The organism is Psychrobacter sp. Ps4 (assembly GCF_022129285.1).
Classification (GTDB): domain Bacteria; phylum Pseudomonadota; class Gammaproteobacteria; order Pseudomonadales; family Moraxellaceae; genus Psychrobacter; species Psychrobacter immobilis_A.
Window position 1 is genome coordinate 103,542 of the sequence record NZ_JADQAK010000006.1, and the last position, 23,405, is coordinate 126,946.

The window sequence follows — 23,405 nt, forward strand, 5'->3', positions numbered from 1 at the left end:
GCGAATATCAGTTTTACTAAAAATAAGTTTGATGTACCTACCATTTTTATTTAAAGGAATTTAAAAATATGAGTGACTATTTAGATGCGGTCATCGTTGAGCATAATCCAACGCAAAAAAAGATAGATAGAGCCGTTATTTGGCTACATGGTTTGGGCGCGAGTGGTCATGATTTTGAGCCAGTGGTACCACAGCTAGGTTTAGCGGATAATATGGCAGTGCGTTTTATTTTCCCGCATGCACCAAAGCGCCCAGTGACGGTGAATGGTGGTATGGTAATGCCAGCATGGTACGACATCTTAGAGATGAGCCTAGAGCGTAAAGTCGATGTCGCTCAGATTGAAGAGTCTGCGCAGCAAATCCGTGATTTGATCAGCCGTGAGATAGAGGGTGGCGTTAAGCCTGAACACATTGTGATCGCAGGATTTTCGCAAGGTGGGGCAGTGGCATATCATGTGGCACTTGGCTACCCGCAGCGTTTAGCTGGCTTGATGACACTCTCTACTTATCTAGCGACTAATGATAATATTAGCTATAGCGCTGCTAATAAAGATATGCCAATATTGATTGAGCATGGTACGCATGATCCAGTTGTTCCTGTAATTTTGGGCGAGCAGGCGCAGCAGTTATTATCCGCTAAAGGCTATAATGTTGCTTATCATACTTATCCGATGGCACATCAAGTTTGCATGCCGCAGATTCAAAATATTGGTAAGTGGTTCAATAAAGTACTGGCTTAGAGCGCGCAGCTGTAACGTAACGTAATGTAATATAGATATTATATATGTTGAAAGTCGACCTATAAGTCCTATATAATTGATGACCTTATTGGGGATGTTCTGGCTTCGACGCTGGTAATGAAACTCAATGATGCATGTCGAGAGTATATGTCCTCTCGTTAATCAAACATATATTGTTATAGTCGCAAACGACGAAAATTACGCTCTAGCAGCTTAAACCCTGTTTACATGGTTTAAACCTGTTTACTTAGTTGCTGATCACCTACAGTTGGTCAACTAAGTTGAAGCGTCCGCATGTAGGCTCGCCACAAGTGATTGTCTCAATCGCTTGGGTTCAAAAGTAGAGAATCGTCCAATCCATCCTGACTGTCGGATCGGTGCGGATTAAATCTAAAGACAGAAACTAAACATGTAGATTCATGAGCGTAATGCTGGCGGACGCGGGTTCAACTCCCGCCATCTCCACCAAATATAATGAAAGAAGTCAGTCACTTAGGTGGCTGGCTTTTTTTATGACATGATTTTGACATGATTGGCTGTCAAGGGTATATCATTGTTTCTGCTTGTACATTGTTTGCAAATTCATTCTCAAGGAAAGGAGTGTATTAACTGAATAACAAAAAACCACTGTAGCGGCAAGCTATTACGCTTTTTTATTGATATTAAATTAGCTGGGTTTGCTATGTCATTTTTTTGGTCTTAATCAATACCAAATCTATTTTTTAAGGTAGGGTCAAGCTCAAACATATGTCTTTGAAGCTCTTCAACATCTTTGTTAAAATCTTCTAGGGTTTCTATACCTCTAGATACATTGGCGTCTCCGGAAGGTTGCTTGCTGATTGCCAGTTGATGGTCTTCTTTGTGTCGACACATAAATGCAGATATCACATAAACACAGTATTCAGATAGAAGCATAATTTCTGCGTAATTCGTTGGAATATCTGCATCAAAGTATCTCTTATCCAAACACGTTGGTTTTCCTTGATCGTTATCGTCACGGAATCCGTGAGCTAACACAGTGTTTCTTAAGCCCTGAATCCCAGACCAACTCTTAAGCCTTTTAATTGCTGGTGCAGTTATTTTCATCGTATCTCGAATATATGTATTATCCTTTGCATAGTTATTAAATCTTCTGTATTCCTCTAAGAACGAGCAGATATCTATGAGCATTTTGTTGCTTAAAGACCACTTAACATCTTCGTCATGTATATACCGTTTTATGACTCTTAAATCATTTTGCATCACTGTTTTCAATCCGGTTAAGACCAGAAGCGATTCCTGAAATTTGGTCAATGGCATAAGTTATCCTTTAGGCATAGTTGCGTAAACCCAAATTATAACAAGTTTCGCAAACATCAGGTTCGCATTTGAAATGCGAACCTATGAAATTCATTCAGCAGGATTAAAGGTGCTTTTGTAAAATGATTGGCTGGCAAGAGCATGTCAGTCAGTTGTCAGCTTGGATATCTCAAGCTTGTTCTGATCACCATGCAGCCAGCGACCATATCGCTTAATGAGCATCTGCAAGCTATGCCCCAGTTGGTTGGCTACAAACACTGGGTTTACGTCTGACATGAGCAGCATTGTGGCATAGGTGTGTCTGGCATTATATGCTGGGCGATGTCTCACCCTTGTAGACTTCATTGCTTCAATCAATCTCATGCGGGCAGGCTTTTCATTGTAGAAAGGCTCATTCGTTTCTGGACATATCATCACATAGTCATCACTTAGCTTCATAGCGTCCAGTGCTTCAAATGCACGCTTCGAGCGGTCATTCAAATATACTTCACGCGCTGTATGAGTTTTGGTAACTTGCTTCTCAACGCCGCGCACACGGCTTTTATTGATAATCACTGAGCCGTTGAACCAATCAATATCTTTCCATCTTAGAGCGTTCAGCTCACTAGGGCGACATCCAGTCCAAAACGCTACTTCAAAATACCAATAATAAAAATGGTCCTTATCTGCTAAGTTCTTATCTAGCCAATTCAGCAAGGCATTCATTTCATCTCGAGTGAATGGGTCAGGCAGTCCTGACTGCACCTTTTTATTTTTAATCATGGCCATTGGGTTTTCTGCAGGCGTGATTAATCGCAGCTCAATAGCTTTATCAAAGACACCGCGAAGTGGTACCAGGCAATTATTAAAGGTCTTGTCAGACTTGAAGTTAATGTCAGAGATGATGTCACGTATTAGATCAGACGTTATTTCGTGAATGGGTATCAGTGCCATTTCAGGCATCCAGTGCTTGTTCAATGCACTCACGTAGTCTTTCTTGGAGTCGGTATTAGCTTCACAGTGCTTTAGATACTTTTGGGCGATTTCTTGGAATAGGGCGCCATCACCGACGATGACGCTATCATCATTAATCATTTCGCCTTTAGCGCTGGCGAGGTCTGCTTCTGTGAGCACACCCCATTCGGCTTTAGTAATTAGGTCGCGTCTAATTTTAGCAGCTGCTTTGATGCCTTCCGCAGTGACTGGGTGCGGGAGCGTGACGTGATAGGACTTACCGTCTCTGCTAAAGTAGATCTGAATGCGTCCCGATCTAAGCCGCACGCCTTGCGGTAACGTATGTCTGCTTGCTGTGTCATCCACTTGTTATATCCTCTTATTGAGTAATATATATTATTACTTTCTCGCGTCCAAACAACGTTTTCTGGCCAGTGTTGCTTACGGTGAGGAAGTTTCTGCTCAGCAATGCCCGTTAGTTCAGAGAATTGCTTGGCGTCCACCCAATCAAGCGGCGTTAAGCCCATTTGGTGAAGCAGGTCGATTATGGCTTGAGATTCATTTGGCATGTTTTTCACCCCTATTCCGTTGTCTGGCCAACTCTTTAGCGACTTGAGATTTAACCACTATCTCATCATATTGCTGCTTGGTTATTTTTTTAACAAACAAGCCGTCATCGTACCAATAGGTCTTGCCGAATAACCCTAGTTTCTGATAAACCTTACTCACAGTCGTTCTCCTTATCCAGCTTCATACCCATCACAATAAACGAACGCTCACCATCATTGGCATACATAAAGTTTTCGCCATCGTCATTGGTGTGAACGTGCAGGATAGTTCCACCTTTGGTCGACATACCAAACAGCGCCTCAAGCACATAGATGCGCTGAAATTTACTACTGCCGTCCTTTGGCACCAGTTGACCATAAAAGCCATTCTGTACATAAAAATTAGATGCCCTTACTTCACTAGCCGGATTAAAAGCTTTAGCTGCCTGCTTGATCATAACGACTTGCGGCTTAAATCCATCAGGTATCTCAACATCGGTTTCTACCGGGGGTATGTTGTTGATGTCTAAACTTCTGGCAATCTCGTAACGACAGTAAACACCGTCATCTAGCTTGCAAGGCGCTGCGTGCATACGGTGGCCATTTGTTGCATAAGCATTGCCATTAGCGACGTGTATAAGCTCGAAATGTTCGTTCGCTATACAATCGTCTTTTAGCGCCAAGCACAGCCAATTAAAATCACCTTCTTTGATAAACTTATCCATTATTAGCTCCAACTTTAATATTTTGCACACTGCACTGATAGTTATCAGCGATACATAGTGATTTGCCATATCTAGCGACAACACCATCGATTGCTGACACCCAGTAGCCTGCTTTGTCTAGCACTGGTCTACGATCGAAGTATGCAACAGCGCCACTCTTATCGGTTGCACGCCATTGCATATCAGGATATTCCCAGCGTACTTCTCTGATGGATTTTGGTATTTGGATACCACTCCTTGACGATGGCGGCTCTACAAAGATATCCGGCTGAACACTGCCAAACCGCGCCTCAAAGTATTGAATCAAATCTTCAGGATCGGCGTTCAAGTCGACTGGATCAACCAAACAATGCTGTGCACCGTTCAGCGTTAGCAGGTTGTCTTTGATAGCAAAGCGCTGTGCATGCTTATGTTTGATAACACCAGCCTTGGTCACATCATCAAATACAGCATACATGCTGACCGCATCAATACCATTGATAGTCTCGCGTGCTACTGAGCTGTTATTTAGTCTTAACATCTGCCACTTCCTTACGTTCAACGACGCCCTTCAAAATGATTTTGACAGTCAACGCACCGGGTAACACCACCAATGGCGCGTCGCTTGCTTGGTATTTCTTCACCGCAAGCTTGGCAATCAAGCAATGACGGCATGTTAAATGTTGGTAGGGCACGCAGACGAGCTGTCATTTCAGCATCGATACGTTCACCAGCGCGATCAATATCATCAGCCATCTTAATTACTCTCCACGTTGCTGCCACAGATAGGGCAGGTCTTTGCTGGCATGTCCAGACTTAGCTCAGTTTCGAGCAGCTCAAGCGCTAAGGCTTCCATTTCTTGCGGTGATTTATGTTCTGGCATTATTAATCCTTACTGCTATCAACCTGTTTTTTGATTTCAGACTTTAAATAACCTTTAAAGACCCATTTGGCAAAGTTATAAATCGCTAAGCCTAGAACGATGAAAAATATCATTTTAAAATCAATCATCACTCTCTCCCGTAAGCTGTGGATATAAACAGATTGGCATGACTCGCTACTTTAGCCTGCTCAGACGCTTCGTAGACTTCATCGTCAAACCCATTCATAGGGTCTGTGACGTAGTTGTCATCGTCGCTGGCTAGATACGCCTTATGTTCGGCAATCAACGCGTCTTGACCTGCTTCCTGACGTTCAAAAGCCTGATTGATATACTGCACGCCAGCCGTTGCTGCTGTCATACCAAGAACCAGTAATGCGATAACGCCAATGCTGGCTAGAAAGTCTTTGATTGAGTTCATAACGGTTACTCTGTGTCGATGTGATAAACATAATTTAGTATAATACTAAATAAAACGCAAGTATAAATTTAGTTCAAAGGTAAATAAAATAGTTTGTCATAGACTAAATAGTGTCAATTACACAAATTACAGACATAAAAAAACCGCCATATAGGCGGTTTTATTGAGGTATAGAGCTTATAACTGGCTGAAAGTGTAACGTACCCGTCCAAAGAGGTTGAATTGTCCAAAAGTATCGCGGCTAATTATTTGATCGGGATAGCTATCCTTATCCATGTTGTCTGACTTAAGTATGACAGTGCCGTTTAGGTTTTTAATGGCTCGTTTGCATATCATCTCACCATCGGCGTTGAACACATAAACTTTGTTATTAGTGAAATTATCAAATTCTCGCTCATTAGTATTAACCAGCATCAATGTACCGTGTGGGATTGTGTAGCCCATGCTGTCACTACACGCATGCATCAACACGAGACCATCACCATCAATAGGCAAACTATTGGCGCGCAAGAACTCAACTGTGAATACTTGCGTATGGGCTGATGGGTGGTCTTCATTGGCGTAACCGTTACCACAGCTAGCCTTTATGTCTAGATACTTAACAGGGACCAATGGGTAAGCCGTCTTAACTCCTACCGATACATGATCCAATGCGCTCTCGTCATTTTCTGCAGCGATTCCCTCTGCTTTAGCGTCTTCTATTGAGTCCATCCAGCCGTGAACCAAGCCTAAACTTTCTTCTATATCTCGTGCAAACTCGCTACCCATACTTATAGGTTCGCCATTCGATTTCGTACCCTTCTTAATCTGGCTTATATATGAGGCTGGCTTGCCAACTGCATCTGCAAAGTCTGATTGAGTCCTAAAGTTTGAAATAAGATCAAGCATGTTCTTTCTTCTTATGCTTCCAATGTCCACATTATGACTCCTTCTAGTTATTTTGTTTAGTATTTAACTAAAACACGACTGCGAAGTAAATGAGTGCAAAACATAATTTGCAATGCAGATAGTTTAGTTATAAACTAACATTAAAATATAGCGTGAGGCTAAATAATGATTGAATCAACTAAGAAAGAACGTCGTCGCCCTGTCGTCGTGGAGTTAAAGCAAAAATTAAATGATATGCCAGTAGAAAACCGCAAGGATTTTGCAGATAAATGCGGCACATCATTTGATAACTTGCGTCAGATTGCTTATGGCTGGGGTGGTTGCTCTATTTCTCTTGCTCAATCCATAGTATCAGCATGTGCTGGCAAGGTTGAGTTAGAGGATTTGATTCCTGAGCTCAAGAAGCAAACTGCTTAAACCAATACTACAACCAACCCTTAATCAATAACACGTTTTTATAAATAGGTAGGACTCGATGGACGTAATAGACGCAGCACACAAAACAGTACATAACCCAAAGCATGGTGGTTCTATCGCATTGGCAGCACGCATGGGTATGTCGAGCACTGTACTCAACAATAAGGTCAATCCAACCACACCTACGCACCATCTACGCTTAGATGAAGCGTTAACCATCATGGAATACACAGGCGACACTAGCATCATTCAAGCTATGGCCCATCGCCTTGGCGGTGTGTTCTGTACGGTTGAAGGTGAGGCAACGCAGGCAAGCATACTTATGACAGCGCTATCTACATCTGCATGCCAGGGTGATGTTATGTCTGAGATGCATAAGGCATTAGAAGATGGTCGCATTGATTGCAATGAACGTGATGCACTACAAACCAAAATTCAAGACACGATGAAGATGCTACGCACACTTAGCGTCCAAATCACGAATCATTGTGAGGGTAATCATGCATAAGATTGATCAGTGTAAAGCTAGCCAGCTAAGAACGGCTTTAGTTGTGACAGGTAATGATGCAGACATCAAACGTGAGTTTGAACGTATCGAACGTGCTTGCCAGCACAAACAAGGGTGGGAGCTTAAACACAAAGCAGTCGCCCAAACAAAAAGCCCATCAGCTGGAACTGATGGGCTTTAGGCGTTTCTTCAAAGCAAAAACTAGATAAAGGAATACTACAATGAATATTCAATTGATGCAAGCAAATAACGATAAGCGCATGTCTAGCCGCGAAATGGCAGATCTATGTGCCAAGCCTCATGACAATGTATTAAAGCTAGTTCGCTCTTTGATTGAAAAGGGTATCGTAAAAAATACGACACCCCACCAATACATGCATGAGCAGAATGGTCAGCAATATACTCACTTCTTATCAGACCAGCGTGACAGCTTAGTTATTGTTGCTCGTTTATCGCCTGAATTTACAGCAGCCGTCATCGATCGCTGGCAAGAGCTAGAAGCGCAAGCAAGTGCACCAGTTATTCCACAAACCTTGTCACAGGCGCTGCGATTAGCTGCTGATCAAGCTGATTTAATCGATAAGCAGAATGAGCGCTTAGCACTTACTGAGCCTAAAGCTGCAGCATTGGATGTTATCGACTGCGCCATGGGTAGTTTAAGTGTTCGAGATACTGCCAAGGCGCTAGGTATTCCACAAAACAAGTTTGTTAATTGGTGCCTAGGCCATGATTGGATGTACCGCGATACGCGCAAAAAGCTAAAGATGAGTAGTATCCGCATGAAGCAAGGCTTTATGGAAGAACGGGCAGTGACGTATCAAGGCAACAGCAACGAGCGAGTCGCTACAACACAGCCACTATTCACGCCAAAGGGTCTTACGCACCTTGCTAAGACTTTTGCCATCGTTCATGAGGTGGCCTAATGCATTTCTATAACTTCAACATTGCTGATTTTAATAACTCAACACGCCATCTGTCATTGCCTGAGCGTGCCATCTATCGCGACTTGATAGATATGTACTATCACAACGAACAAGCCATCGATTCGTCAGATATGGATAAGCTGGCTCGTCGTCTGCTATGTACTACGCCTGAATATCTCAAGATGCTCGAATACATACTTGATGAATACTTTGTCAAACGTGGTAAGCGTCATCACCATCATCGCATCGATAAAGAGATTAAGAATTACAAATTCAAAAACGGTAACGCTGATAGTAACGGCAAGCGTAACGCTGTAACGAATGATGTAACGCAAGGTGTAACGCAAGGTGTAACGCCAAGTAACGCATCATGTAACGTTACGTGTAACGATAATGATGCACCTATGACACCTGCAGAACGTGTGCGTAAGTCTCGTCAAGACAAACGCAATATGATTAATGACCTTACTGATATAGGCGTATCTGTTAACAAGGACATTGGTACTGCTGATCTAAGAGAATTACACGCCAAGCATATTGACGCTATCAAGCAGTGTCACGCTAATAACGTTACAAGTGATGTAACGCAAACGGTAACGCCTAGTAACGATGACAGTAACGCTAGTAACGCAAAAAACGCTGCTATAACTAGTAACCATGAACCAGTAACCAGTAACCAACAACCAGTTATTGAGAGAGACGCACACACAAACACAGGCGAGGTGATTGTGGATAAGTTTAACCATGGTTCTGTGGATAACTCTACTGACAATAACCAACCATCAGCCAGCCAACCAGTACCAGTTGAACCACAGCCATCAGCTAACCAGCCAGCAACCAAAGCTGACCAGATACGTGACCAACGTGCTGATGATATTGAGAGTTGGGAAGCACCAACCATTGACCAGATGCGCGGTGAGTTATTCAAAGCAGGCAAGATGATACAGCTGACCGATGATCAGTATCAGTTTGAAATCTCAGCATTCAAAGCTCATTACGCTGAGCAAGCGCTCAAAGGCAATCCACTGACCACAGAATCTTATCGCAAAGTAAAACTAATCAAATGGATGATGCGTGAAGCAAACAACCAAAAAGCCGATCAAGCACGTCAGGAAAAAGCTAAGGGCCGTTTCTCTACAGATAACGAAAATTGGGGAACCACGGGTAACAAAGGCGATTCAAACTTTGATAGCGACTTACCGCCTGTCTACCATCCAAGCCACAGCGTAAACCAGCCTACTGATGAGTATGCGCCCCTGTTCTTGAATGGCTGCAAGCGTTCACATTTACCAGGCATGACAACTGCGGAGACTGAGGCGTATGTAGATAGGTATGTTCAGTCTGGTGAAGCTCGAGTAGCAGCATACGATCGTTTATCAAGAGAAATGAAGGAGGCAGTATGAGTTATTTCGATGGGTACGCTCAAGGGCCAGTAAATATCAACCAAAAGGTGAAGCTCAAGTTAACTAAGCTCGGTCAACAAATACTAGATGATCATAATGCAGAGGTTAGAGCCACCTGCAAAATGTTAGCCAATTATAGCGCTACTAAGATGGATGTCGATGGTATGCATATTATGCAGTTGCATACAGCCATGAGAGTTTTTGGAGGTACAAACATCAGGTTTACGGAGTCACCTTTTGAAAACTGCGTTATGACTATTTTGCGGTAAACCATTTGAAGGTGATGTGAGTATGAAAACCACAAAGGGCCTCAACGTCTTAGGACTGCAAAAGTCATTTGATACAAAGGTTTATTCTTATCAAGGCTGGTCTGGTCGAGTGAGAGTAGTTGAAGGCAACCCTTTCTATGATGAATACGCCAAGTGGTCAGAGAGCGGTAAGGCTAGAGAGCATGAATATGGTGATATTAATTTAAAGGATGGTAAGTGATGATTTTAATCGGTATCGACACAGGCGTTAAGACAGGCTTTGCTCATAGTATTGATGGCGTGCTTCAGGATGTATCAACACAGACCATCCTTAGTGCACAAGATAGAGTCTTAGAGATTAGAGACGAAGCGGCACAGTCAGACGTTAAGCTGGTGGTTTGCATTGAGGACGTTCGCAAGCGCAAATGGGTAGACCACAGCATTGGTAAGGAACGTTTGAAGGGTGTTGGCTCAGTCACAAGAGATTGCAGCATCTGGCAAGAGTTCTGTGAACGTAATGGCCTACGTCATATATTAGTACCACCATCTCACATTGATACCAAGCGTAATGCTGAGGACTTCGAGATGATTACTGGCTGGACGGCTCGCACATCTGAGCACGCTCGAGACGCTGGCATGATGATCTACAAATATCACAGGCTTATTGATAAAGGTGTGGTCGACGTGCCAGCGCCAAAGCCAATTAAAAAGAAAAGGAGATAGGGCTTTGAAAAATTCGACTAAAGCATGCCTACTTATTTTTCTTGCATTCGGCACGCCTTCAATAGTGATGGCCTATGTAGAGCTAGTTGCGGGTGCAGGCTTCAGTTCTAGGCAGTGGGGTATATCATTAATTATGCTCAGCTTCGCAGTTTTTGTTGTTTTTATAAAAGTTTTAAATGAACCTGAATGGTAAGTCTTAGGAGAAATCGATGAGTAAGATAAAGGATAGCAGCAGAATTATCGCAATGCTTAAGCAACAGACTCATGGTATATGCGACCCATTAGAGTTCAAAGGTCAGGGTTATATACCGCATAAGCCACGCAATAATCGCAAAACTAAGAAAGGTGGTAAAAAGTGACTGATATCGAAATCAAGACCGAATGGCTCGACAAAGCAGGCGAGGTAATGGAAGTGCTGCATGTCGATTATGATAAAGACGAACTTAGGTTTAAATGGCTGAATAATCCAAATCGTACAAAAGAAAGAGTTATATCTATCGATAAGTTCCTACGTTACGCCGTGCCAGTTGTTCGAGCGCAAGAAGTAACAAATAAGCCTGAGCCAGTAAAGGAAAAGTCTAAGCATGGTCAGTTTACCTGTGCATGGATTGATGAGTTGCCTAATAACTTCGGCCAGTCTCCAAACCTACAGCTATCAAACCAAGACTGGTTAGAGCAAGGTATGCATGCCAAGACCGTTAAATTTAATATTGGTTCCGGTGGCTTACCGCCAGAAGTAAACTGGGAAGACCATTGTGCTGCTATCGCTATGATTGATGACAAGCCAGCCAAGGCGCTGGCAAGCATATTACTGTGGGGTAGTGATACTAATTGGGATTGGTCACGTCACTTTGACGAAGTAGTGGAGCATCTGGCAGCCAATATGATTGAGCGATGCAATAAAGATAAGCGCGTTGCACCGCAGGCATGTACTCATACCTTGTCTGAGCTGGCACGACTGATGGCGCGTATGGTATTACACTTTGAATTGTATGAGCTATGGGATATATACACAGTGAAAGGCCGGTTGCAGTTCTCTGGCATAAAGGTTAACGCAAGTACCTATACTAATGCATGGTTAACTTATCAGAGAACAATTGCGAATGACCTGTTTAATATGGTTGCTAAGGCTGATCGTGCGATCTCCAATTATCGTGTGCAACTAAACCATATTAATAATTGATAAAGCGTCATCAGTTGTCGCATAAAACTAATGATTACAACATAGTTGTGACTATATATTGCATTTATAGCCATATACACCCATTATATATCTATAAACTAAATTGATGTTTAATCAGTCTATGGACTTGCTTATAAATCCATAGGTTTTCTTGTCTCTAGAATAAGGAGTAGGTTATGGTTAGCGCTATTTCTGTTGCCAATGAATTTATTCGCTTAGGGATGCAAGACGGTAATAAATTCACACCAATGCAGCTGCTAAAGCTTGTATATATCTCACATGGTTGGATGTTGGGCTTTTTTAATCAACCTTTGATTAATGAAAATATTGAAGCATGGAAGTATGGACCTGTCATTCCTGACTTGTACCAAGCGGTTAAAAACTACGGCAAAGCTTTTGTAGATCGTGAAATACCTAATAGTTTCCCTCAGCAATTAACTAATGAAGAGAAAAGTGTTATTAATTTTGTATATAGGAAATATGGAAATTTAGATGGTATTCGTCTTTCTATGATAACGCATCAACCTGGAACACCATGGTCGCGTGTTTTTAGTCATGAAGGATGGGGTGATTTTATACCCAATGATGTGATTCGTGGGCATTACTCTGAGCTTCGTAATAAGGTTATACATAACCAATGAATGATTCGGGCCAGATGGGTAGACCTTCTATTACTACTACCACTGTTGAACAAGTCAATGAGTTGGCAAACAGTCAGAATACATTAGAAGAGTTGGGGCTGGATGAAGAAGTTTCAACTAATAATGCATCTTCAATGGCTCTTAAAGAAGATACTTCGATTGGTAATAAAAATCTTGAACATGTTAGTAGAAATAATCAGCACATACGTGATGAAGACTGGAAGTCATTGTTTGACATAGCTTTCAAGTGGATATTTCGTCTTATTGCTGTTCTTTTTGCATTCATGATTGTCGCTCTAATTTTGCATTGGATTTTACCTGAATACTGTCACTGGTTAACAACTAGCCAATTGAGTAAGCTTGAAGCAGTTGTATTAGCCGTATTAGTATCTAAAGCTGTAACCTCTAAGCAGGGTAAAATCGAATAAAATTATATTGACTTGACCCATGCTGCCCGAATAGGGTAATATTTCTCATACTGCTAAATGGTAACAGATAAAGCAGAACATAAAAGACGACAGCTTAATTGCTCTCGTCTTTTTTTATACCTGATTGATTTAGCCACAGTCAGAACAGCCAGCGAGAAGCAAGCAGGTGGTAAATCTAAATAAAATCATTGCTACCAGAGGTTGTTTATGCAGGAATTATTACAATTACCACTACAAGTTCAAGCTACCTTGGTAGCTGGGTACTTGGGTTACATTATATTAAAACGAGATCACCGAAAGAATGAAAAGATAACTGATGTATCCATGCTTATATTGGTATTGGGTTTGCCAACAGCTATATTGATACAGTTTTGGGATAGTTCTTGGGCTTATGCATCAGTATTGTTAGGACCTTTGCTTGCTCTTGCTTGGACAAAGTGCATTGATAAATGTTGGAATAAGTTTCTCTACGACAATAAAATCAGCAACAAACTAAATGAAGGTGATGTTTGGAAAGCCATTTCATCTAATAAAAATGTAGCCCCAACTCAAATCAGTTTAACAACCAAAGATGGGGCTTATTACTTATGCCAAGATACTACTCAATTTAATGGAGAAGAGTTTGCCTCCTTTGTCATGGATGATGATGGTATAGCGTTTTATGTGACTGACTTTGTAAATCCAGGTGAATCTACATGGAACGAAGTAGAAGACGTTCAACTAGGCGAAGATATAGGAAGCTTACTTACTTACTTTCCTAGAGAAAACATTAGACTACTCGAGATGAGGTTTAAAGCCATTAAATAAACGATAATATCAACTATCTTTTGGGTGACTTAGGCTTTGGTGGTTTTTCAGAAGTTGTAGTTATACGGCCACGATCACCTTTCGTAGTGCGACCTTGATCTGAATCACCAATATTACCTCTTATTGTATCTGGCTTCCCGCTATTCTTTGAATCGCTCATCTATATCTCCATATGAAATGTTAAATCAACGCACATAAGCCCTACTTATGTGCGTTTTTCAATCTATGTCATGTAATAGGAAATGTAAAGCCTTAACTGTATGCCGCACCCAAACCAAATCAAAGTATTCATTGATTGGCTCATGTTGTATGTAACGCGCAGCTATGATGTGTTGATGCCTTGTTGTACGCTCACTTACCCACGTTAGAAATAGCGTGGGCTTTTTTATGTCTAACGTTTGGTCATGGAGTTGCTGTCATGTTGTACGAATACTCAGGCAAAGAACTCTATGACAGCTATGACAATGCTGAGACATCAATACTTAAAGCCTATCAACGCAAGCTACTACAAGATCGTGCTGACCGGGGCAACACTGACGCCAAGAAATTCATTAGGCTTATAGAAGCTAAGGAAAGCACTCATGCCATCGACACCATGTAGACAGTATCGCTGCCCAAACCTCGTTAAACGCAAAGACAAAGGATACTGTGATGAACACTCAGACCAACGATCCGGCTGGAAAAGGCATCAGCATCAGCGAGGCAATAGCGACCAGCGTGGTTACGGGCACGCTTGGCGCACACTTCGCAAGAAAATATTGCATCGTGATGGTTATCTTTGCGTCTCTTGTAAGCACTCAGACAGATACGTGCCAGCAACCGACGTCGACCACATTATAAACAAAGCTAAGGGCGGCTCAGATGAACCTAGCAACCTGCAATCCCTATGCCGCAAGTGTCATCTATCCAAGACTGCTAATGAGTAAGGTTGATAGCTATGCCGTCATATAAGTATGTAACTTGCGAGTGGTGCAAGCACAGCGTTAAGCGCCACGTAAGAGGCGCGAGAGATGCTGGTAAGTTCTGTTCGCGTGATTGCTCTTATGCTAGTGCGACTAACATGAGGTTAGAGCGCCAATCTTTAGAGCGACTAATAAAGAAGCAACGCAAGCGAGTAGCTAAGGCAGCCAAAGAAGCAAGACATGCTCAAGCTAAGTTAGATCGCATAAAGTACATAGAAGAAGCTCTTAACTGCGAATGTAATATTTGTCAGATTAAATTTAAGCAAAAGACTCATATGGGTCAAAAGCAAATGTATTGTAAATATTGTGCTAAACAGTTAGCTGAAAAGCATAGAAGGAAGAGTGGTCGTATCGCTAAATCAAGAAGACGCGCACGAATACGAAATACTAAGAATGATCCAATTGATCCGTTTGATGTGTTCGACGCCGCTGATTGGAGGTGCTATTTATGTGGTAAAAGCACGCCTAAGAGCTTGCGTGGTACATATGATAACCGCGCACCAGAGTTAGACCATATCAAACCATTGTCCAAAGGTGGTACACATACGATGGATAACGTAGCTTGCTGTTGCCGAGAGTGTAACCGCATCAAGAGTGATGACCTGCTATAACCCCCTGGGTGGGTCTGCACTTCAGCCGGAAGCCCCGAATGACCGCCCCCTAAAGTACATTTTTACGAGCGTTGAATTAAAAGTTTGCCCTATTGACGGACTAAGGATTTTTTGATATGGGAGGAGTTGCAGCGGTACCAGGTCGCGGCCGCAAGGCTGATCCTAGAAAATCGAAAAGTAAAAATATCAACGTTCCAACATTTAGTGAAGTGGTCGATATTGAGCCGCCTGAATATATGAGTGACTTAGAGTTTGCACCAATGATCTGGCGCTCAATAGTTCCTGAATTACTAGAGAACGAATTACTTCGAATTACAGATATGCATAACGTCGAAGTTTTTTGTATGGCTTACGACACTTATCGCAAAAGCCAGATGGAGCTTGCGAAAGAGGGCGTTACTGTCATGGGCGCATCAGGCAGTCCAATTAAAAATCCAGCATTGACCGCACTCAATGAGGCAGCAAGACAGATGGCAACTTTTGGCAGTCTACTAGGATTAGACCCTTCATCTCGTCAACGCTTAACTGGTGCTGGTGATAAAAATCAAACCAACCCATTTGCAGGTGTTCTGAATATGTGATGAATGCTCAAGCGAGATAAATATGGCTGATTATCCTAATGTTGATATCGCCACCGCATGGGCTAAATCAGTCGTTAAGGGCAAAACCCCAGCTTGTAAATGGGTGGTATTGGCTTGTAAGCGTCACTTAGATAATCTAAAGGCGTCAAGAAAACGCAATTATCCTTACAAGTTTGACCCAAAAGCTGCTGAAAAAAAGATACTTTTCATCGAATTACTGCCTCATACGAAAGGTGAGTGGGCCTTAAAGCGCTTAAAAATTCAGCTTGAGCCATGGCAAAAATTCGGTATTGCAGTCACATTCGGTTGGGTCCGTAAAAAAGATGGCTTCAGGCGCTTCCGTGAGTCCTATTGGGAAGTACCACGTAAGAATGGTAAGTCTGCAATTGCTGCCGGTGTCGCTCTTAATATGTTTGCTAATGATGGTGAGTTTGGTAGCGAGGTTTATTCGGGCGCCACAACTGAGAAGCAAGCATGGGAAGTTTTTAAGCCAGCACGCTTGATGGTCTTACGGTCGCCTGCTTTGGTTCAGGCAACCGGCATACAGATTAATGCAGCCAGTCTAGAGCGCCCCGATGATGGTTCTTTGTTTGAGCCTATTATCGGTGACCCGCCAGATGGTCAATCACCACATTGCGCCATCGTCGATGAATATCATGAGCATCCTGACAGTAGGCTTTATGACACGATGCAAACGGGTATGGGCGCGCGCCGCCAACCAATGATGTTTGTCATTACGACAGCTGGTCACAATATTGAAGGCCCATGTTATGAGCTTCGTAGCCGTGTGCAAGACATGCTACTTGGCAATGTGCCAGATGATGAATTGTTTGGTTGGATATGGAGCATTGATGATGGGGATGATTGGACAGACCCAAGCGTACTGATCAAAGCCAATCCTAATTATGACGTCTCTGTCTATGCTGACTTCTTAGAGTCCCAACAAACCAAGGCGATTAACAACGCCAGTCGTCAAAACTCTTTTAAGACCAAGCATCTTAATGTTTGGGTATCTGCAAAATCTGCATTTTTCAATATGGAACATTGGCGGTCGTGTGCTGACGATACGCTAAGTATTGATAATTTTTCAACCACGCCTTGTGTGATGCCGATTGACTTGGCATCAAAAATCGATATTGCAGCACGTATCAATTTGTTTTATCGACACGAAGATGATGGCAAGCTTCATTATTACTGTATAGCACCATGGTTTTATTTACCTGAAGACACGGTTTACAAAGGTGATGAAAAGCAAGCGGTCGAGCGGTACCAGAAGTGGATGAACCAAGGTTTGCTTGAAGTACATGATGGTGCTGAAAATGACTTGAATGCTATCGCTGAAGATTTAGTTTCTGATGCAGGTAGCTTTCCATTAACCGAAGTACCTTACGATGAATGGGGTGGCTTCCAAGTCGCCGCTACTATCGAAGCTGCAGGTTATGACGCTGTGAAGATACCTAAGACGGTCAAGTCTTTTTCTCCAGCTATGCGTGAGTTAGAAGCTGCTATGAAAGGCGGGCGTTTTCATCATGACGGTCATCCAGTCTTATCTTGGATGATTGGCAATGTGGTATCACGCGAAGATGCGAACAACAACGTATTCCCGCGTAAAGAAACAAACTACAAGAAGATTGATGGTGCTGTTGCTCTATTGATGGGTATCAGCCGTGCAATGGTGCTGGCAGGTGATGGCGGTAGTGGCGACAACGGCTTCTACGATGAACCAATCATGATCGGCGTTTAATATTTAAGGATTCAATGTGCTTAATCTAATCAAGCCCAAGCGTTTTGCAAAAGCTGCAAAAGCCGCAATCAGTTTTTTAGGCTTGGATGGACATCTGAGTCTAACGCCTAGCGATAATGTGTCAGCTAGAACAGCCAGCGGTAAAAATGTCACTGTTGATAGCGCCTTACAACTTAGTACTGTGTTTTCATGCGTGCGCTTAGTGGCTGAGACAGTATCAACATTACCGCTAAAGGTTTATGAAACCAAAGCCGACGGTAGTCGCGTGGTGGCCAAACAACATCCTCTATACGACTTACTGTGCCGATCACCCAATTATGAGATGACACCTGCACGATTCATGCAAATGATTGTGGCAAGCCTACTGCTTTGGGGCAATGCTTACGTTGAGATTAAACGTAATATCACAGGAAAGCGAATTATCTCTCTTGAGCCTCTTTTACCACAACATGTAAGTGTGACTCGCAATAAAAATAATCAACTACTGCAATATCACTATACAGAAGGAACTGCACGGCGCGAAATAAATCATAAAGACATCATGCATATTCGCGCATTTGGTGTTGATGGTGTGATGGGTATCTTTACGATTAACAAGGGACGTGAGACTTTTGCAACTGCAGCATCCGCTGAGCAAGCAGCTGGTAAGTTCTTTGAGAATGGATTGCAAACCTCTGGGTTTTTAACCACTTCAGAAAAGCTTAATAAAGAGCAACGTACTAGCTTAAGTAAACATATAGAAAGATTTATGGGCAGCAGCAACGCTGGCAAGACCATGGTACTTGAGCATGGCATGCAATATAACGGCGTGACCATGAATCCAGAAGCAGCACAGATGCTAGAGACACGTTCCTTTGAGATTGAAGAAATCTGTCGTTGGTTCCGTGTATCGCCCATCATGATTGGCCATTTTGACAAACAAAGCTCATGGGCAGCTTCAGCCGAAGCGCAAGACTTACACTTTTTGAAATACACGTTTAGGCCGCTACTGGTCAACATTGAGCAAGAGATTCTACGCTGCCTTATCGGCAAAATTGATAGCGATAAATACTATGTTGAGTTCAATGTCGAAGGCTTGCTACGAGCAGACAGCAAAACACGCTCTGAATACTATTCATCAGGTCTGAATAACGGTTGGATAAACCGCGATGAAGTCCGGTCTAAAGAAAATATGCCGCCGATTGAAGGTGGTGATAAATATACTATCCAATCAGCATTAATCCCGCTTGATCAAGTGGGCACAAACTACAATGGAGTTACCAAAGATGAGCAAGCGAACAATGATGCCAAAAGCTGATTTTGAAGCAACGCATGATGTAAGAATGCCGCTTGCTTTGGATCAATGGAATCCAGACATCAAAGCGTCAGACGATGACTCTGAACACGTTATTAATATCTTAGAGGTTATCGGTTATGACTGGTGGACCGATGGTGGTATTACTGGCAAGTCTATCAGCGCTCAACTCAAAAGATTTAACGGTGCAGATATTGTCGTTAATATTAATTCCCCTGGTGGTGATGTGTTCGAAGGCTTGGCAATCTACAACATGCTGCGAGAATATGCTGGTCATGTGACCGTTCGTGTACTTGGTATGGCCGCAAGCGCTGCCTCGTTTATCGCAATGGCGGCTGATGAAGTTAAGATTGCGCGTGCTGGCTTCTTTATGATTCACAATGCATGGACTGGTGTTGGCGGCAATCGTAATGATATGCGCGAAGTGGCTGATTTTTTAGAGCAAATCGATGCAACTATTGCTGATATTTATCATGTGAAAAGTGGTATGGAGGCGACTGAGCTATCACTGCAAATGGATAAAGAGACTTGGATTAATGGCAAGCAAGCTGTTGAAACAGGTATGGCTGATAGCTTTTTGGACTCTGATGTGATTGCAGAGCAAACCAACAATACTGCTAAAGAGCGTATTGCTGCTCACAAACTAGATTTAATCATGGCGCAAGCGGGTATGTCTCGTAAAGAGCGCCGTGGTCTTGTAAAAGATTTAAAGAGTACGCCTAGCGCTACTCAACCAGATGCTACGCAAAACGCTGGCGTTGACTTATCGGGCTTGATTGACGGTCTGCAGAATGCGATTGATTCAATCAAACTGAAATAAACAAACTCAACCATTCACCTCGCTACCTATATGGTGGCTTTTTTTGCGAGAAAAAATTATGTCTGATCAAAATAAAGATCAAACGGCTGAACAGCTGAAGCAAGTCAATGCTAGCGTCAAAGAGCTAACTGAAAAAACGTTGCCCGCAGCGGAAAACGCTTTGAAAGAAGCTAAAAAAGCTGGCGAACTGTCAGAGAAAACTAAGAATGAAGTCGATAAGTTGCTTACCGATTTAAACACGATGCGCGATACTCAGAATAAGTTACAAACTGAACTGGGTGAAGCTGAGCAATTATTCGCACGCATTGGTAATGGTGGCAACCAAGCACCAGCCCGTAACCGTGCAGGTGATCTTGTCATCGCAAACGATAGCATTATCGAGTTTAGTAACTCTGTGGTTGCTGGTCGCCGCTTAGCTATTGACGTGCCTCGTGCAGCACTGACTTCATTTGCTGTCAATCCGGTTGATGGTACTACTCAGATTATTACCAATCCAAACCAGCGCTTAACTGTGCGTGATTTATTGGCACCAGGTGATACCGAATCAAATGCGGTGGCTTATCTGCGTGAGACGCTATTCGAGAATAACGCTGCGCCGGTTGCTGAAAATACAACTAAGCCATATTCGAATATTGAGTTTGAAGAAGTGTTGTCTGGCGTCAAGACAGTTGCTCACCTAATGAAAATTGCTAAGCAGACGCTTGATGATTTGCCACAACTACGAAGCATTATCAATGGTCGTTTACTTAACGGTCTAAAGCGTGTCGAAGATACACAACTGCTATTTGGTAGCGGTGTGGGTAATAACTTGCATGGTATCTATCCGCAAGCACAAGCATTTGCCAATCCTAGCACTAAAACTACGCCTTCAAACAGCTTGGATATTATGCGCTTGGCAATGTTACAAGTTACCTTAGCTGAACTATCAGCAACTGGTCATGTGATGCACGATATCGATTGGACAGATATTGAACTGATTAAAGATGCCAACACAAAAGGCTACTTGTTCAGCAATCCATTTGGTACGTTAGAAGCACGCCTATGGGGTCTGCCAGTCGCGCAAACTAATCAGGCGGGCATGCTTGGCAACTTCTTGACTGGCTCATTTGCCGATGCCGCGCAAATCTTTGACCGTGAAGATGCGAACGTTGTCGTCTCTACTGAGAATGCCGATGACTTTGAGAAAAATATGGTATCAGTCCGTGCTGAAGAGCGCTTAACTCTGACTGTCTATCGTCCACAAGCATTTGTTAAAGGATCTTTGGCAATCGCCCCATAACGAAACTTTTATCTTTGAAAATACAAAACACGCAACCTGTCTATCAAGTTGCGTGTTTTTTTATTAAGCCAAAGCCAGTTTACTAAGCTGATTTTGTCTTACTAAAAGGAGCAGGTCATGAAAGTTAAATTTAAAGACGTTACGTGCATGGGTAATCAGACATATATCACTGGCGAGGTTGGTGAGTTTACTGATATCACAGGTCAGCAGCTTATTGATAAAGGCTATGCCGAAGCGGCTGACGATAAAGATGATAAGAAAAAAGCTGCCGATGATGCTAAGGCTAAAGCGGCCGCTGAAAAAGAAGCTGCTGAAAAAGCTAAGGCTAAAGAAGCGGCGGAAAACAAAGATAAATAAGGCTGAAGAATAGTCTCTAAACAAGCTGAGTAATTAATTATGTTGATACGTACTTTGAGATACACGATGGTTAATCGAGTTTTTCGACAGAGCAATACCATTGTCGAAGTAGATAATGCCGAAGGTAAGAAGCTGGTGAAAAAAGGCTATGCTGTTGAAGTCGATGCACCTCATGCTGAGGTAGTAAAAGCGGAAACGCCAAAAACTAAAGCAGCAGTAAAAAACGATACCAAAGATAAGGTAGATTAATTATGGTCACACTCGAGCAGGTCAAGAACCAATGCCGCATCGAGCACGATGATGAAGATGTGCTGCTGGCTGGATATATAGCAGCTGCTCGCGACCATGTGCAAATGTACCTAGACCGAACCATTTACGAAGTGGCGGTACCAGATGATGATCCTGATGGTGTTATCGATAATCCATCTATTGACCAAGCGACTTTGCTTATCGTTGGGCACTGGTACGCCCATCGTGAAGCGGTATCTGAATCATCGATGACTGAGATGCCGCTAGGTGCTTATCATCTGCTACAGCCATATAGACGAATGGGAATCTAACAATGACTTGTAAAGGATGTGAGGCACGCCGTGAGTGGATTAAACGAAGAACCGATGAAGCCAGACAGCGAGCAAAACGACTCATTGCCAAGCTTAATAAAGCTGGTGACCAAACTGGTCGAACAAAATAATGTACTAATCCAGCAGTCTAGTGAGAAAGAAAAAATCATATTGCGGCTGCTTGATCAGCACGATGAGATATTAAATGAGCTCGTTGAACAACAAGACGACGATGAGCAGACGGGCTCAACCTTTTTAGATGGGTGAATGATATGGCAGCCAATGCAGGCGAGTTAAGACATCGTGTCACTATCCAAAGCTATGTTAAAGCCGGCCGTGATGATGATGGATATGAATTGCCATCAGGGTGGATCTTCTACAAAAAAGCCTGGGCAAAAATTACACCGCTATCTACTAAAGATTTGCTTAGCGCACAAGCTGCAGATTCTGAAATAACTGCTCGAATGAAAGTCCGGTATAGCACTGGCCTTGATATCGATACCACTATGCGCGTTGTTTGGAAAGGCCGGTTATATGCAATAGATAGCCAAGGTCTTGATGATAGCGATAGTGGCTTGGAATATACAACGTTCACTTTGTCAGGCGGTATTGAGCAATTTAAGGATTAAGTCATGGCAAACGAAATTACTGGGCTTGACGAGGTGCAAGCAAAGTTACGTCAGCTTGGTAATCAACGTAAAGCCAAGAATGCTGCTACTCGCTCATCACGCAAGGCAATGAACATCGTTAAAAAGGCGGCTGTGGTCAACGCCAAAGCGTTTGATGACAAAGACAGCCCCGAAAAGATTTGGAAAAACATTGTTACCAAGGCTGGTAAAACCAAGGGTGTTGATAATGTCGTGATGAAGGTTGGTGTAAAAGGCGGTGCAAAAAATTACGGCACTAATGCAGACAATAGACGTGCAAACCGCATAGGGCGAACCTATCAGACGCAAGGCGATAATAAGAACCCCGGTGGTGATACCTGGTACTGGCGCTTTAAAGAATTTGGTAGTGCAACTAATAGTGCAGATCCTTTTTTACGACCGGCGCTAAATAACAATATGGATGCAGTACAAGCTGAATTTTCCAGAGCATACAAAGAAGAGCTCGACAAGGAGATTGCCAAGCTATGAGCTTTTTACCGATATACCGCACGCTTAAAGCTGACATTGACTTGGAAGAGCTTATCGATGTCGAGAGCAAGGCGTTTGAAGATGTTGCACCGCAGGGCACATCACCGCCTTACATTGTATGGCAAACAATCAGCGCTCAAGCAAATAATCACTTAGATGAACCCGCTAATTTTGATGATACACAGTACCAGCTAATGGTCTACGCAGCAGATGCTAAGACTGCCTACAACTTACGCGATGCTTGTCGAGTAGTGCTAGAAAAACAATCTTGGATATCCAATCCATCTATTAACTTGTATGACAGCAAAGCTAAGCTTTATGGCCGCGGCTTTGATGCCAATTGGATATTAGCGCGTTAACTATTTAC

Annotated in this window: 40 protein-coding genes and 1 other RNA gene; 32 read left to right on the forward strand and 9 right to left on the reverse strand. The window is 42.8% G+C overall.

The window, feature by feature from the left end; translation table 11 throughout:
• The first annotated feature begins 68 nt into the window (after nt 1-68).
• Nucleotides 69-740 (forward strand): dienelactone hydrolase family protein, encoded by a 672-nt coding sequence (locus I3252_RS05290; protein ID WP_201553616.1) that lies wholly within the window; start codon nt 69-71, stop codon nt 738-740.
• Nucleotides 741-830: 90 nt separating this feature from the next.
• Nucleotides 831-1,208: a transfer-messenger RNA gene (gene ssrA / locus I3252_RS05295) on the forward strand.
• A gap of 231 nt (nt 1,209-1,439) precedes the next feature.
• Here ssrA and I3252_RS05300 read toward each other — a convergent pair.
• The 9 genes from I3252_RS05300 to I3252_RS05335 form a co-directional block, all read right to left on the reverse strand.
• Entirely contained in the window at nt 1,440-2,039 is a 600-nt protein-coding gene (locus tag I3252_RS05300; protein WP_238034440.1) for a hypothetical protein, read from the reverse strand.
• A gap of 144 nt (nt 2,040-2,183) precedes the next feature.
• Entirely contained in the window at nt 2,184-3,338 is a 1,155-nt protein-coding gene (locus I3252_RS05305) for a tyrosine-type recombinase/integrase (protein WP_238034441.1), read from the reverse strand.
• Between the two features lie 192 nt (nt 3,339-3,530).
• The gene (locus tag I3252_RS05310) at nt 3,531-3,701 is read right to left on the reverse strand and encodes a hypothetical protein (protein ID WP_238034442.1); all 171 of its coding nucleotides are present in this window, start codon (nt 3,699-3,701) and stop codon (nt 3,531-3,533) included.
• The gene (locus I3252_RS05315; RefSeq protein WP_238034443.1) at nt 3,694-4,245 is read right to left on the reverse strand and encodes a hypothetical protein; all 552 of its coding nucleotides are present in this window, start codon (nt 4,243-4,245) and stop codon (nt 3,694-3,696) included. Before I3252_RS05315 ends, I3252_RS05310 begins: the two co-directional genes overlap by 8 nt.
• On the reverse strand, nt 4,238-4,765 hold the full coding sequence (locus I3252_RS05320) for a hypothetical protein (protein ID WP_238034444.1): 528 nt from the start codon (nt 4,763-4,765) through the stop codon (nt 4,238-4,240). Before I3252_RS05320 ends, I3252_RS05315 begins: the two co-directional genes overlap by 8 nt.
• Before the next feature lie 17 nt (nt 4,766-4,782).
• Nucleotides 4,783-4,980 (reverse strand): TraR/DksA C4-type zinc finger protein, encoded by a 198-nt coding sequence (locus tag I3252_RS05325; RefSeq protein ID WP_191114966.1) that lies wholly within the window; start codon nt 4,978-4,980, stop codon nt 4,783-4,785.
• Nucleotide 4,981: 1 nt separating this feature from the next.
• Nucleotides 4,982-5,107, reverse strand: coding sequence for a hypothetical protein (locus I3252_RS14195; RefSeq protein ID WP_269129632.1), 126 nt, complete (start codon nt 5,105-5,107; stop codon nt 4,982-4,984).
• 127 nt (nt 5,108-5,234) lie between these two features.
• Entirely contained in the window at nt 5,235-5,525 is a 291-nt protein-coding gene (locus I3252_RS05330) for a hypothetical protein (RefSeq protein ID WP_238034445.1), read from the reverse strand.
• Nucleotides 5,526-5,702: 177 nt separating this feature from the next.
• Nucleotides 5,703-6,293: a S24 family peptidase gene (locus tag I3252_RS05335; RefSeq protein ID WP_238034446.1), complete on the reverse strand. Its 591-nt coding sequence runs from the start codon at nt 6,291-6,293 to the stop codon at nt 5,703-5,705.
• Between the two features lie 285 nt (nt 6,294-6,578).
• Between I3252_RS05335 and I3252_RS05340 the strand changes: the two genes are divergently transcribed.
• The 30 genes from I3252_RS05340 (at nt 6,579) to I3252_RS05480 (ending at nt 23,397) form a co-directional block, all read left to right on the forward strand.
• Nucleotides 6,579-6,830 carry a hypothetical protein gene (locus tag I3252_RS05340; protein WP_238034447.1) on the forward strand — a complete coding sequence of 84 codons (252 nt, stop codon included), beginning with the start codon at nt 6,579-6,581 and terminating at the stop codon, nt 6,828-6,830.
• Between the two features lie 58 nt (nt 6,831-6,888).
• Nucleotides 6,889-7,338, forward strand: a complete 450-nt coding sequence (locus tag I3252_RS05345; protein ID WP_238034448.1) for a phage regulatory CII family protein — start codon at nt 6,889-6,891, stop codon at nt 7,336-7,338.
• Nucleotides 7,331-7,519 carry a hypothetical protein gene (locus tag I3252_RS05350; RefSeq protein ID WP_238034449.1) on the forward strand — a complete coding sequence of 63 codons (189 nt, stop codon included), beginning with the start codon at nt 7,331-7,333 and terminating at the stop codon, nt 7,517-7,519. Before I3252_RS05345 ends, I3252_RS05350 begins: the two co-directional genes overlap by 8 nt.
• 40 nt (nt 7,520-7,559) lie before the next feature.
• Nucleotides 7,560-8,261 carry a phage antirepressor KilAC domain-containing protein gene (locus I3252_RS05355; RefSeq protein ID WP_238034450.1) on the forward strand — a complete coding sequence of 234 codons (702 nt, stop codon included), beginning with the start codon at nt 7,560-7,562 and terminating at the stop codon, nt 8,259-8,261.
• Entirely contained in the window at nt 8,261-9,664 is a 1,404-nt protein-coding gene (locus I3252_RS05360) for a YdaU family protein (RefSeq protein ID WP_238034451.1), read from the forward strand. Before I3252_RS05355 ends, I3252_RS05360 begins: the two co-directional genes overlap by 1 nt.
• On the forward strand, nt 9,661-9,933 hold the full coding sequence (locus tag I3252_RS05365; protein WP_238034452.1) for a hypothetical protein: 273 nt from the start codon (nt 9,661-9,663) through the stop codon (nt 9,931-9,933). The genes I3252_RS05360 and I3252_RS05365 overlap by 4 nt, the downstream gene beginning before the upstream one ends.
• 22 nt (nt 9,934-9,955) lie before the next feature.
• Nucleotides 9,956-10,153 (forward strand): hypothetical protein, encoded by a 198-nt coding sequence (locus I3252_RS05370; protein ID WP_238034453.1) that lies wholly within the window; start codon nt 9,956-9,958, stop codon nt 10,151-10,153.
• A complete protein-coding gene (locus I3252_RS05375; RefSeq protein ID WP_238034503.1) occupies nt 10,153-10,635 on the forward strand; it encodes a hypothetical protein in 483 nt (160 codons plus the stop codon). The genes I3252_RS05370 and I3252_RS05375 overlap by 1 nt, the downstream gene beginning before the upstream one ends.
• Nucleotides 10,636-10,639: 4 nt before the next feature.
• The gene (locus tag I3252_RS05380) at nt 10,640-10,828 is read left to right on the forward strand and encodes a hypothetical protein (RefSeq protein WP_238034454.1); all 189 of its coding nucleotides are present in this window, start codon (nt 10,640-10,642) and stop codon (nt 10,826-10,828) included.
• Nucleotides 10,829-10,844: 16 nt separating this feature from the next.
• Nucleotides 10,845-10,994, forward strand: coding sequence for a hypothetical protein (locus I3252_RS05385; protein ID WP_238034455.1), 150 nt, complete (start codon nt 10,845-10,847; stop codon nt 10,992-10,994).
• Entirely contained in the window at nt 10,991-11,818 is an 828-nt protein-coding gene (locus I3252_RS05390) for a hypothetical protein (RefSeq protein WP_238034456.1), read from the forward strand. The genes I3252_RS05385 and I3252_RS05390 overlap by 4 nt, the downstream gene beginning before the upstream one ends.
• 176 nt (nt 11,819-11,994) lie before the next feature.
• Nucleotides 11,995-12,459 (forward strand): type II toxin-antitoxin system antitoxin SocA domain-containing protein, encoded by a 465-nt coding sequence (locus tag I3252_RS05395; protein ID WP_238034457.1) that lies wholly within the window; start codon nt 11,995-11,997, stop codon nt 12,457-12,459.
• A gap of 14 nt (nt 12,460-12,473) precedes the next feature.
• Nucleotides 12,474-12,887 carry a hypothetical protein gene (locus I3252_RS05400; RefSeq protein ID WP_238034458.1) on the forward strand — a complete coding sequence of 138 codons (414 nt, stop codon included), beginning with the start codon at nt 12,474-12,476 and terminating at the stop codon, nt 12,885-12,887.
• 207 nt (nt 12,888-13,094) lie between these two features.
• Complete coding sequence (locus tag I3252_RS05405) at nt 13,095-13,694, forward strand: hypothetical protein (protein WP_238034459.1); 600 nt, start codon at nt 13,095-13,097, stop codon at nt 13,692-13,694.
• Between the two features lie 418 nt (nt 13,695-14,112).
• On the forward strand, nt 14,113-14,295 hold the full coding sequence (locus I3252_RS05410) for a hypothetical protein (protein WP_238034460.1): 183 nt from the start codon (nt 14,113-14,115) through the stop codon (nt 14,293-14,295).
• A 50-nt stretch (nt 14,296-14,345) separates the two neighbouring features.
• The gene (locus I3252_RS14270; RefSeq protein WP_345945877.1) at nt 14,346-14,534 is read left to right on the forward strand and encodes a hypothetical protein; all 189 of its coding nucleotides are present in this window, start codon (nt 14,346-14,348) and stop codon (nt 14,532-14,534) included.
• Nucleotides 14,504-14,620 carry an HNH endonuclease gene (locus I3252_RS14275; RefSeq protein WP_345945876.1) on the forward strand — a complete coding sequence of 39 codons (117 nt, stop codon included), beginning with the start codon at nt 14,504-14,506 and terminating at the stop codon, nt 14,618-14,620. Before I3252_RS14270 ends, I3252_RS14275 begins: the two co-directional genes overlap by 31 nt.
• A gap of 311 nt (nt 14,621-14,931) precedes the next feature.
• Nucleotides 14,932-15,267, forward strand: coding sequence for an HNH endonuclease (locus I3252_RS05420; RefSeq protein ID WP_238034462.1), 336 nt, complete (start codon nt 14,932-14,934; stop codon nt 15,265-15,267).
• A 116-nt stretch (nt 15,268-15,383) separates the two neighbouring features.
• Nucleotides 15,384-15,848: a phage terminase small subunit P27 family gene (locus tag I3252_RS05425; RefSeq protein ID WP_238034463.1), complete on the forward strand. Its 465-nt coding sequence runs from the start codon at nt 15,384-15,386 to the stop codon at nt 15,846-15,848.
• Nucleotides 15,849-15,870: 22 nt separating this feature from the next.
• On the forward strand, nt 15,871-17,592 hold the full coding sequence (locus I3252_RS05430; RefSeq protein ID WP_238034464.1) for a terminase TerL endonuclease subunit: 1,722 nt from the start codon (nt 15,871-15,873) through the stop codon (nt 17,590-17,592).
• A 16-nt stretch (nt 17,593-17,608) separates the two neighbouring features.
• Nucleotides 17,609-18,889 (forward strand): phage portal protein, encoded by a 1,281-nt coding sequence (locus I3252_RS05435; protein WP_238034465.1) that lies wholly within the window; start codon nt 17,609-17,611, stop codon nt 18,887-18,889.
• Nucleotides 18,858-19,706, forward strand: a complete 849-nt coding sequence (locus tag I3252_RS05440) for a head maturation protease, ClpP-related (protein WP_238034466.1) — start codon at nt 18,858-18,860, stop codon at nt 19,704-19,706. The genes I3252_RS05435 and I3252_RS05440 overlap by 32 nt, the downstream gene beginning before the upstream one ends.
• 58 nt (nt 19,707-19,764) lie before the next feature.
• A complete protein-coding gene (locus I3252_RS05445; RefSeq protein WP_238034467.1) occupies nt 19,765-20,985 on the forward strand; it encodes a phage major capsid protein in 1,221 nt (406 codons plus the stop codon).
• A gap of 117 nt (nt 20,986-21,102) precedes the next feature.
• The gene (locus I3252_RS05450; protein WP_238034468.1) at nt 21,103-21,342 is read left to right on the forward strand and encodes a hypothetical protein; all 240 of its coding nucleotides are present in this window, start codon (nt 21,103-21,105) and stop codon (nt 21,340-21,342) included.
• A 66-nt stretch (nt 21,343-21,408) separates the two neighbouring features.
• Entirely contained in the window at nt 21,409-21,591 is a 183-nt protein-coding gene (locus tag I3252_RS05455) for a hypothetical protein (protein ID WP_238034469.1), read from the forward strand.
• A gap of 2 nt (nt 21,592-21,593) precedes the next feature.
• A complete protein-coding gene (locus I3252_RS05460; RefSeq protein WP_238034470.1) occupies nt 21,594-21,902 on the forward strand; it encodes a head-tail connector protein in 309 nt (102 codons plus the stop codon).
• Nucleotides 21,903-21,932: 30 nt separating this feature from the next.
• Complete coding sequence (locus I3252_RS05465; RefSeq protein WP_238034471.1) at nt 21,933-22,169, forward strand: hypothetical protein; 237 nt, start codon at nt 21,933-21,935, stop codon at nt 22,167-22,169.
• A gap of 5 nt (nt 22,170-22,174) precedes the next feature.
• Entirely contained in the window at nt 22,175-22,531 is a 357-nt protein-coding gene (locus I3252_RS05470) for a phage head closure protein (RefSeq protein WP_238034472.1), read from the forward strand.
• Between the two features lie 3 nt (nt 22,532-22,534).
• Nucleotides 22,535-23,038, forward strand: a complete 504-nt coding sequence (locus tag I3252_RS05475) for an HK97-gp10 family putative phage morphogenesis protein (protein ID WP_238034473.1) — start codon at nt 22,535-22,537, stop codon at nt 23,036-23,038.
• Nucleotides 23,035-23,397 (forward strand): DUF3168 domain-containing protein, encoded by a 363-nt coding sequence (locus I3252_RS05480; RefSeq protein WP_238034474.1) that lies wholly within the window; start codon nt 23,035-23,037, stop codon nt 23,395-23,397. The genes I3252_RS05475 and I3252_RS05480 overlap by 4 nt, the downstream gene beginning before the upstream one ends.
• The last annotated feature ends 8 nt before the right edge of the window (nt 23,398-23,405 follow it).

What these genes read in the sequence shown, in the direction of transcription:
- I3252_RS05315 (WP_238034443.1), bottom strand. Translation starts at nt 4,245, where the DNA reads ATGGATAAGTTTATCAAAGAAGGTGATTTTAATTGGCTGTGCTTGGCG.
- I3252_RS05400 (WP_238034458.1), top strand. Translation starts at nt 12,474, where the DNA reads ATGGGTAGACCTTCTATTACTACTACCACTGTTGAACAAGTCAATGAG.
- I3252_RS05425 (WP_238034463.1), top strand. Translation starts at nt 15,384, where the DNA reads ATGGGAGGAGTTGCAGCGGTACCAGGTCGCGGCCGCAAGGCTGATCCT.
- I3252_RS05345 (WP_238034448.1), top strand. Translation starts at nt 6,889, where the DNA reads ATGGACGTAATAGACGCAGCACACAAAACAGTACATAACCCAAAGCAT.
- I3252_RS05320 (WP_238034444.1), bottom strand. Translation starts at nt 4,765, where the DNA reads ATGTTAAGACTAAATAACAGCTCAGTAGCACGCGAGACTATCAATGGT.
- I3252_RS05410 (WP_238034460.1), top strand. Translation starts at nt 14,113, where the DNA reads ATGTTGTACGAATACTCAGGCAAAGAACTCTATGACAGCTATGACAAT.
- I3252_RS05325 (WP_191114966.1), bottom strand. Translation starts at nt 4,980, where the DNA reads ATGGCTGATGATATTGATCGCGCTGGTGAACGTATCGATGCTGAAATG.
- I3252_RS05405 (WP_238034459.1), top strand. Translation starts at nt 13,095, where the DNA reads ATGCAGGAATTATTACAATTACCACTACAAGTTCAAGCTACCTTGGTA.
- I3252_RS05360 (WP_238034451.1), top strand. Translation starts at nt 8,261, where the DNA reads ATGCATTTCTATAACTTCAACATTGCTGATTTTAATAACTCAACACGC.
- I3252_RS05335 (WP_238034446.1), bottom strand. Translation starts at nt 6,293, where the DNA reads ATGGGTAGCGAGTTTGCACGAGATATAGAAGAAAGTTTAGGCTTGGTT.
- I3252_RS05395 (WP_238034457.1), top strand. Translation starts at nt 11,995, where the DNA reads ATGGTTAGCGCTATTTCTGTTGCCAATGAATTTATTCGCTTAGGGATG.
- I3252_RS05445 (WP_238034467.1), top strand. Translation starts at nt 19,765, where the DNA reads ATGTCTGATCAAAATAAAGATCAAACGGCTGAACAGCTGAAGCAAGTC.
- I3252_RS05420 (WP_238034462.1), top strand. Translation starts at nt 14,932, where the DNA reads ATGGGTCAAAAGCAAATGTATTGTAAATATTGTGCTAAACAGTTAGCT.
- I3252_RS05340 (WP_238034447.1), top strand. Translation starts at nt 6,579, where the DNA reads ATGATTGAATCAACTAAGAAAGAACGTCGTCGCCCTGTCGTCGTGGAG.
- I3252_RS05470 (WP_238034472.1), top strand. Translation starts at nt 22,175, where the DNA reads ATGGCAGCCAATGCAGGCGAGTTAAGACATCGTGTCACTATCCAAAGC.
- I3252_RS05330 (WP_238034445.1), bottom strand. Translation starts at nt 5,525, where the DNA reads ATGAACTCAATCAAAGACTTTCTAGCCAGCATTGGCGTTATCGCATTA.
- I3252_RS14270 (WP_345945877.1), top strand. Translation starts at nt 14,346, where the DNA reads ATGAACACTCAGACCAACGATCCGGCTGGAAAAGGCATCAGCATCAGC.
- I3252_RS05350 (WP_238034449.1), top strand. Translation starts at nt 7,331, where the DNA reads ATGCATAAGATTGATCAGTGTAAAGCTAGCCAGCTAAGAACGGCTTTA.
- I3252_RS05460 (WP_238034470.1), top strand. Translation starts at nt 21,594, where the DNA reads ATGGTCACACTCGAGCAGGTCAAGAACCAATGCCGCATCGAGCACGAT.
- I3252_RS05290 (WP_201553616.1), top strand. Translation starts at nt 69, where the DNA reads ATGAGTGACTATTTAGATGCGGTCATCGTTGAGCATAATCCAACGCAA.
- I3252_RS05365 (WP_238034452.1), top strand. Translation starts at nt 9,661, where the DNA reads ATGAGTTATTTCGATGGGTACGCTCAAGGGCCAGTAAATATCAACCAA.
- I3252_RS05475 (WP_238034473.1), top strand. Translation starts at nt 22,535, where the DNA reads ATGGCAAACGAAATTACTGGGCTTGACGAGGTGCAAGCAAAGTTACGT.
- I3252_RS05300 (WP_238034440.1), bottom strand. Translation starts at nt 2,039, where the DNA reads ATGCCATTGACCAAATTTCAGGAATCGCTTCTGGTCTTAACCGGATTG.
- I3252_RS05385 (WP_238034455.1), top strand. Translation starts at nt 10,845, where the DNA reads ATGAGTAAGATAAAGGATAGCAGCAGAATTATCGCAATGCTTAAGCAA.
- I3252_RS05355 (WP_238034450.1), top strand. Translation starts at nt 7,560, where the DNA reads ATGAATATTCAATTGATGCAAGCAAATAACGATAAGCGCATGTCTAGC.
- I3252_RS05370 (WP_238034453.1), top strand. Translation starts at nt 9,956, where the DNA reads ATGAAAACCACAAAGGGCCTCAACGTCTTAGGACTGCAAAAGTCATTT.
- I3252_RS05430 (WP_238034464.1), top strand. Translation starts at nt 15,871, where the DNA reads ATGGCTGATTATCCTAATGTTGATATCGCCACCGCATGGGCTAAATCA.
- I3252_RS14195 (WP_269129632.1), bottom strand. Translation starts at nt 5,107, where the DNA reads ATGCCAGAACATAAATCACCGCAAGAAATGGAAGCCTTAGCGCTTGAG.
- I3252_RS05375 (WP_238034503.1), top strand. Translation starts at nt 10,153, where the DNA reads ATGATTTTAATCGGTATCGACACAGGCGTTAAGACAGGCTTTGCTCAT.
- I3252_RS05450 (WP_238034468.1), top strand. Translation starts at nt 21,103, where the DNA reads ATGAAAGTTAAATTTAAAGACGTTACGTGCATGGGTAATCAGACATAT.
- I3252_RS05455 (WP_238034469.1), top strand. Translation starts at nt 21,409, where the DNA reads ATGGTTAATCGAGTTTTTCGACAGAGCAATACCATTGTCGAAGTAGAT.
- I3252_RS05440 (WP_238034466.1), top strand. Translation starts at nt 18,858, where the DNA reads ATGAGCAAGCGAACAATGATGCCAAAAGCTGATTTTGAAGCAACGCAT.
- I3252_RS05480 (WP_238034474.1), top strand. Translation starts at nt 23,035, where the DNA reads ATGAGCTTTTTACCGATATACCGCACGCTTAAAGCTGACATTGACTTG.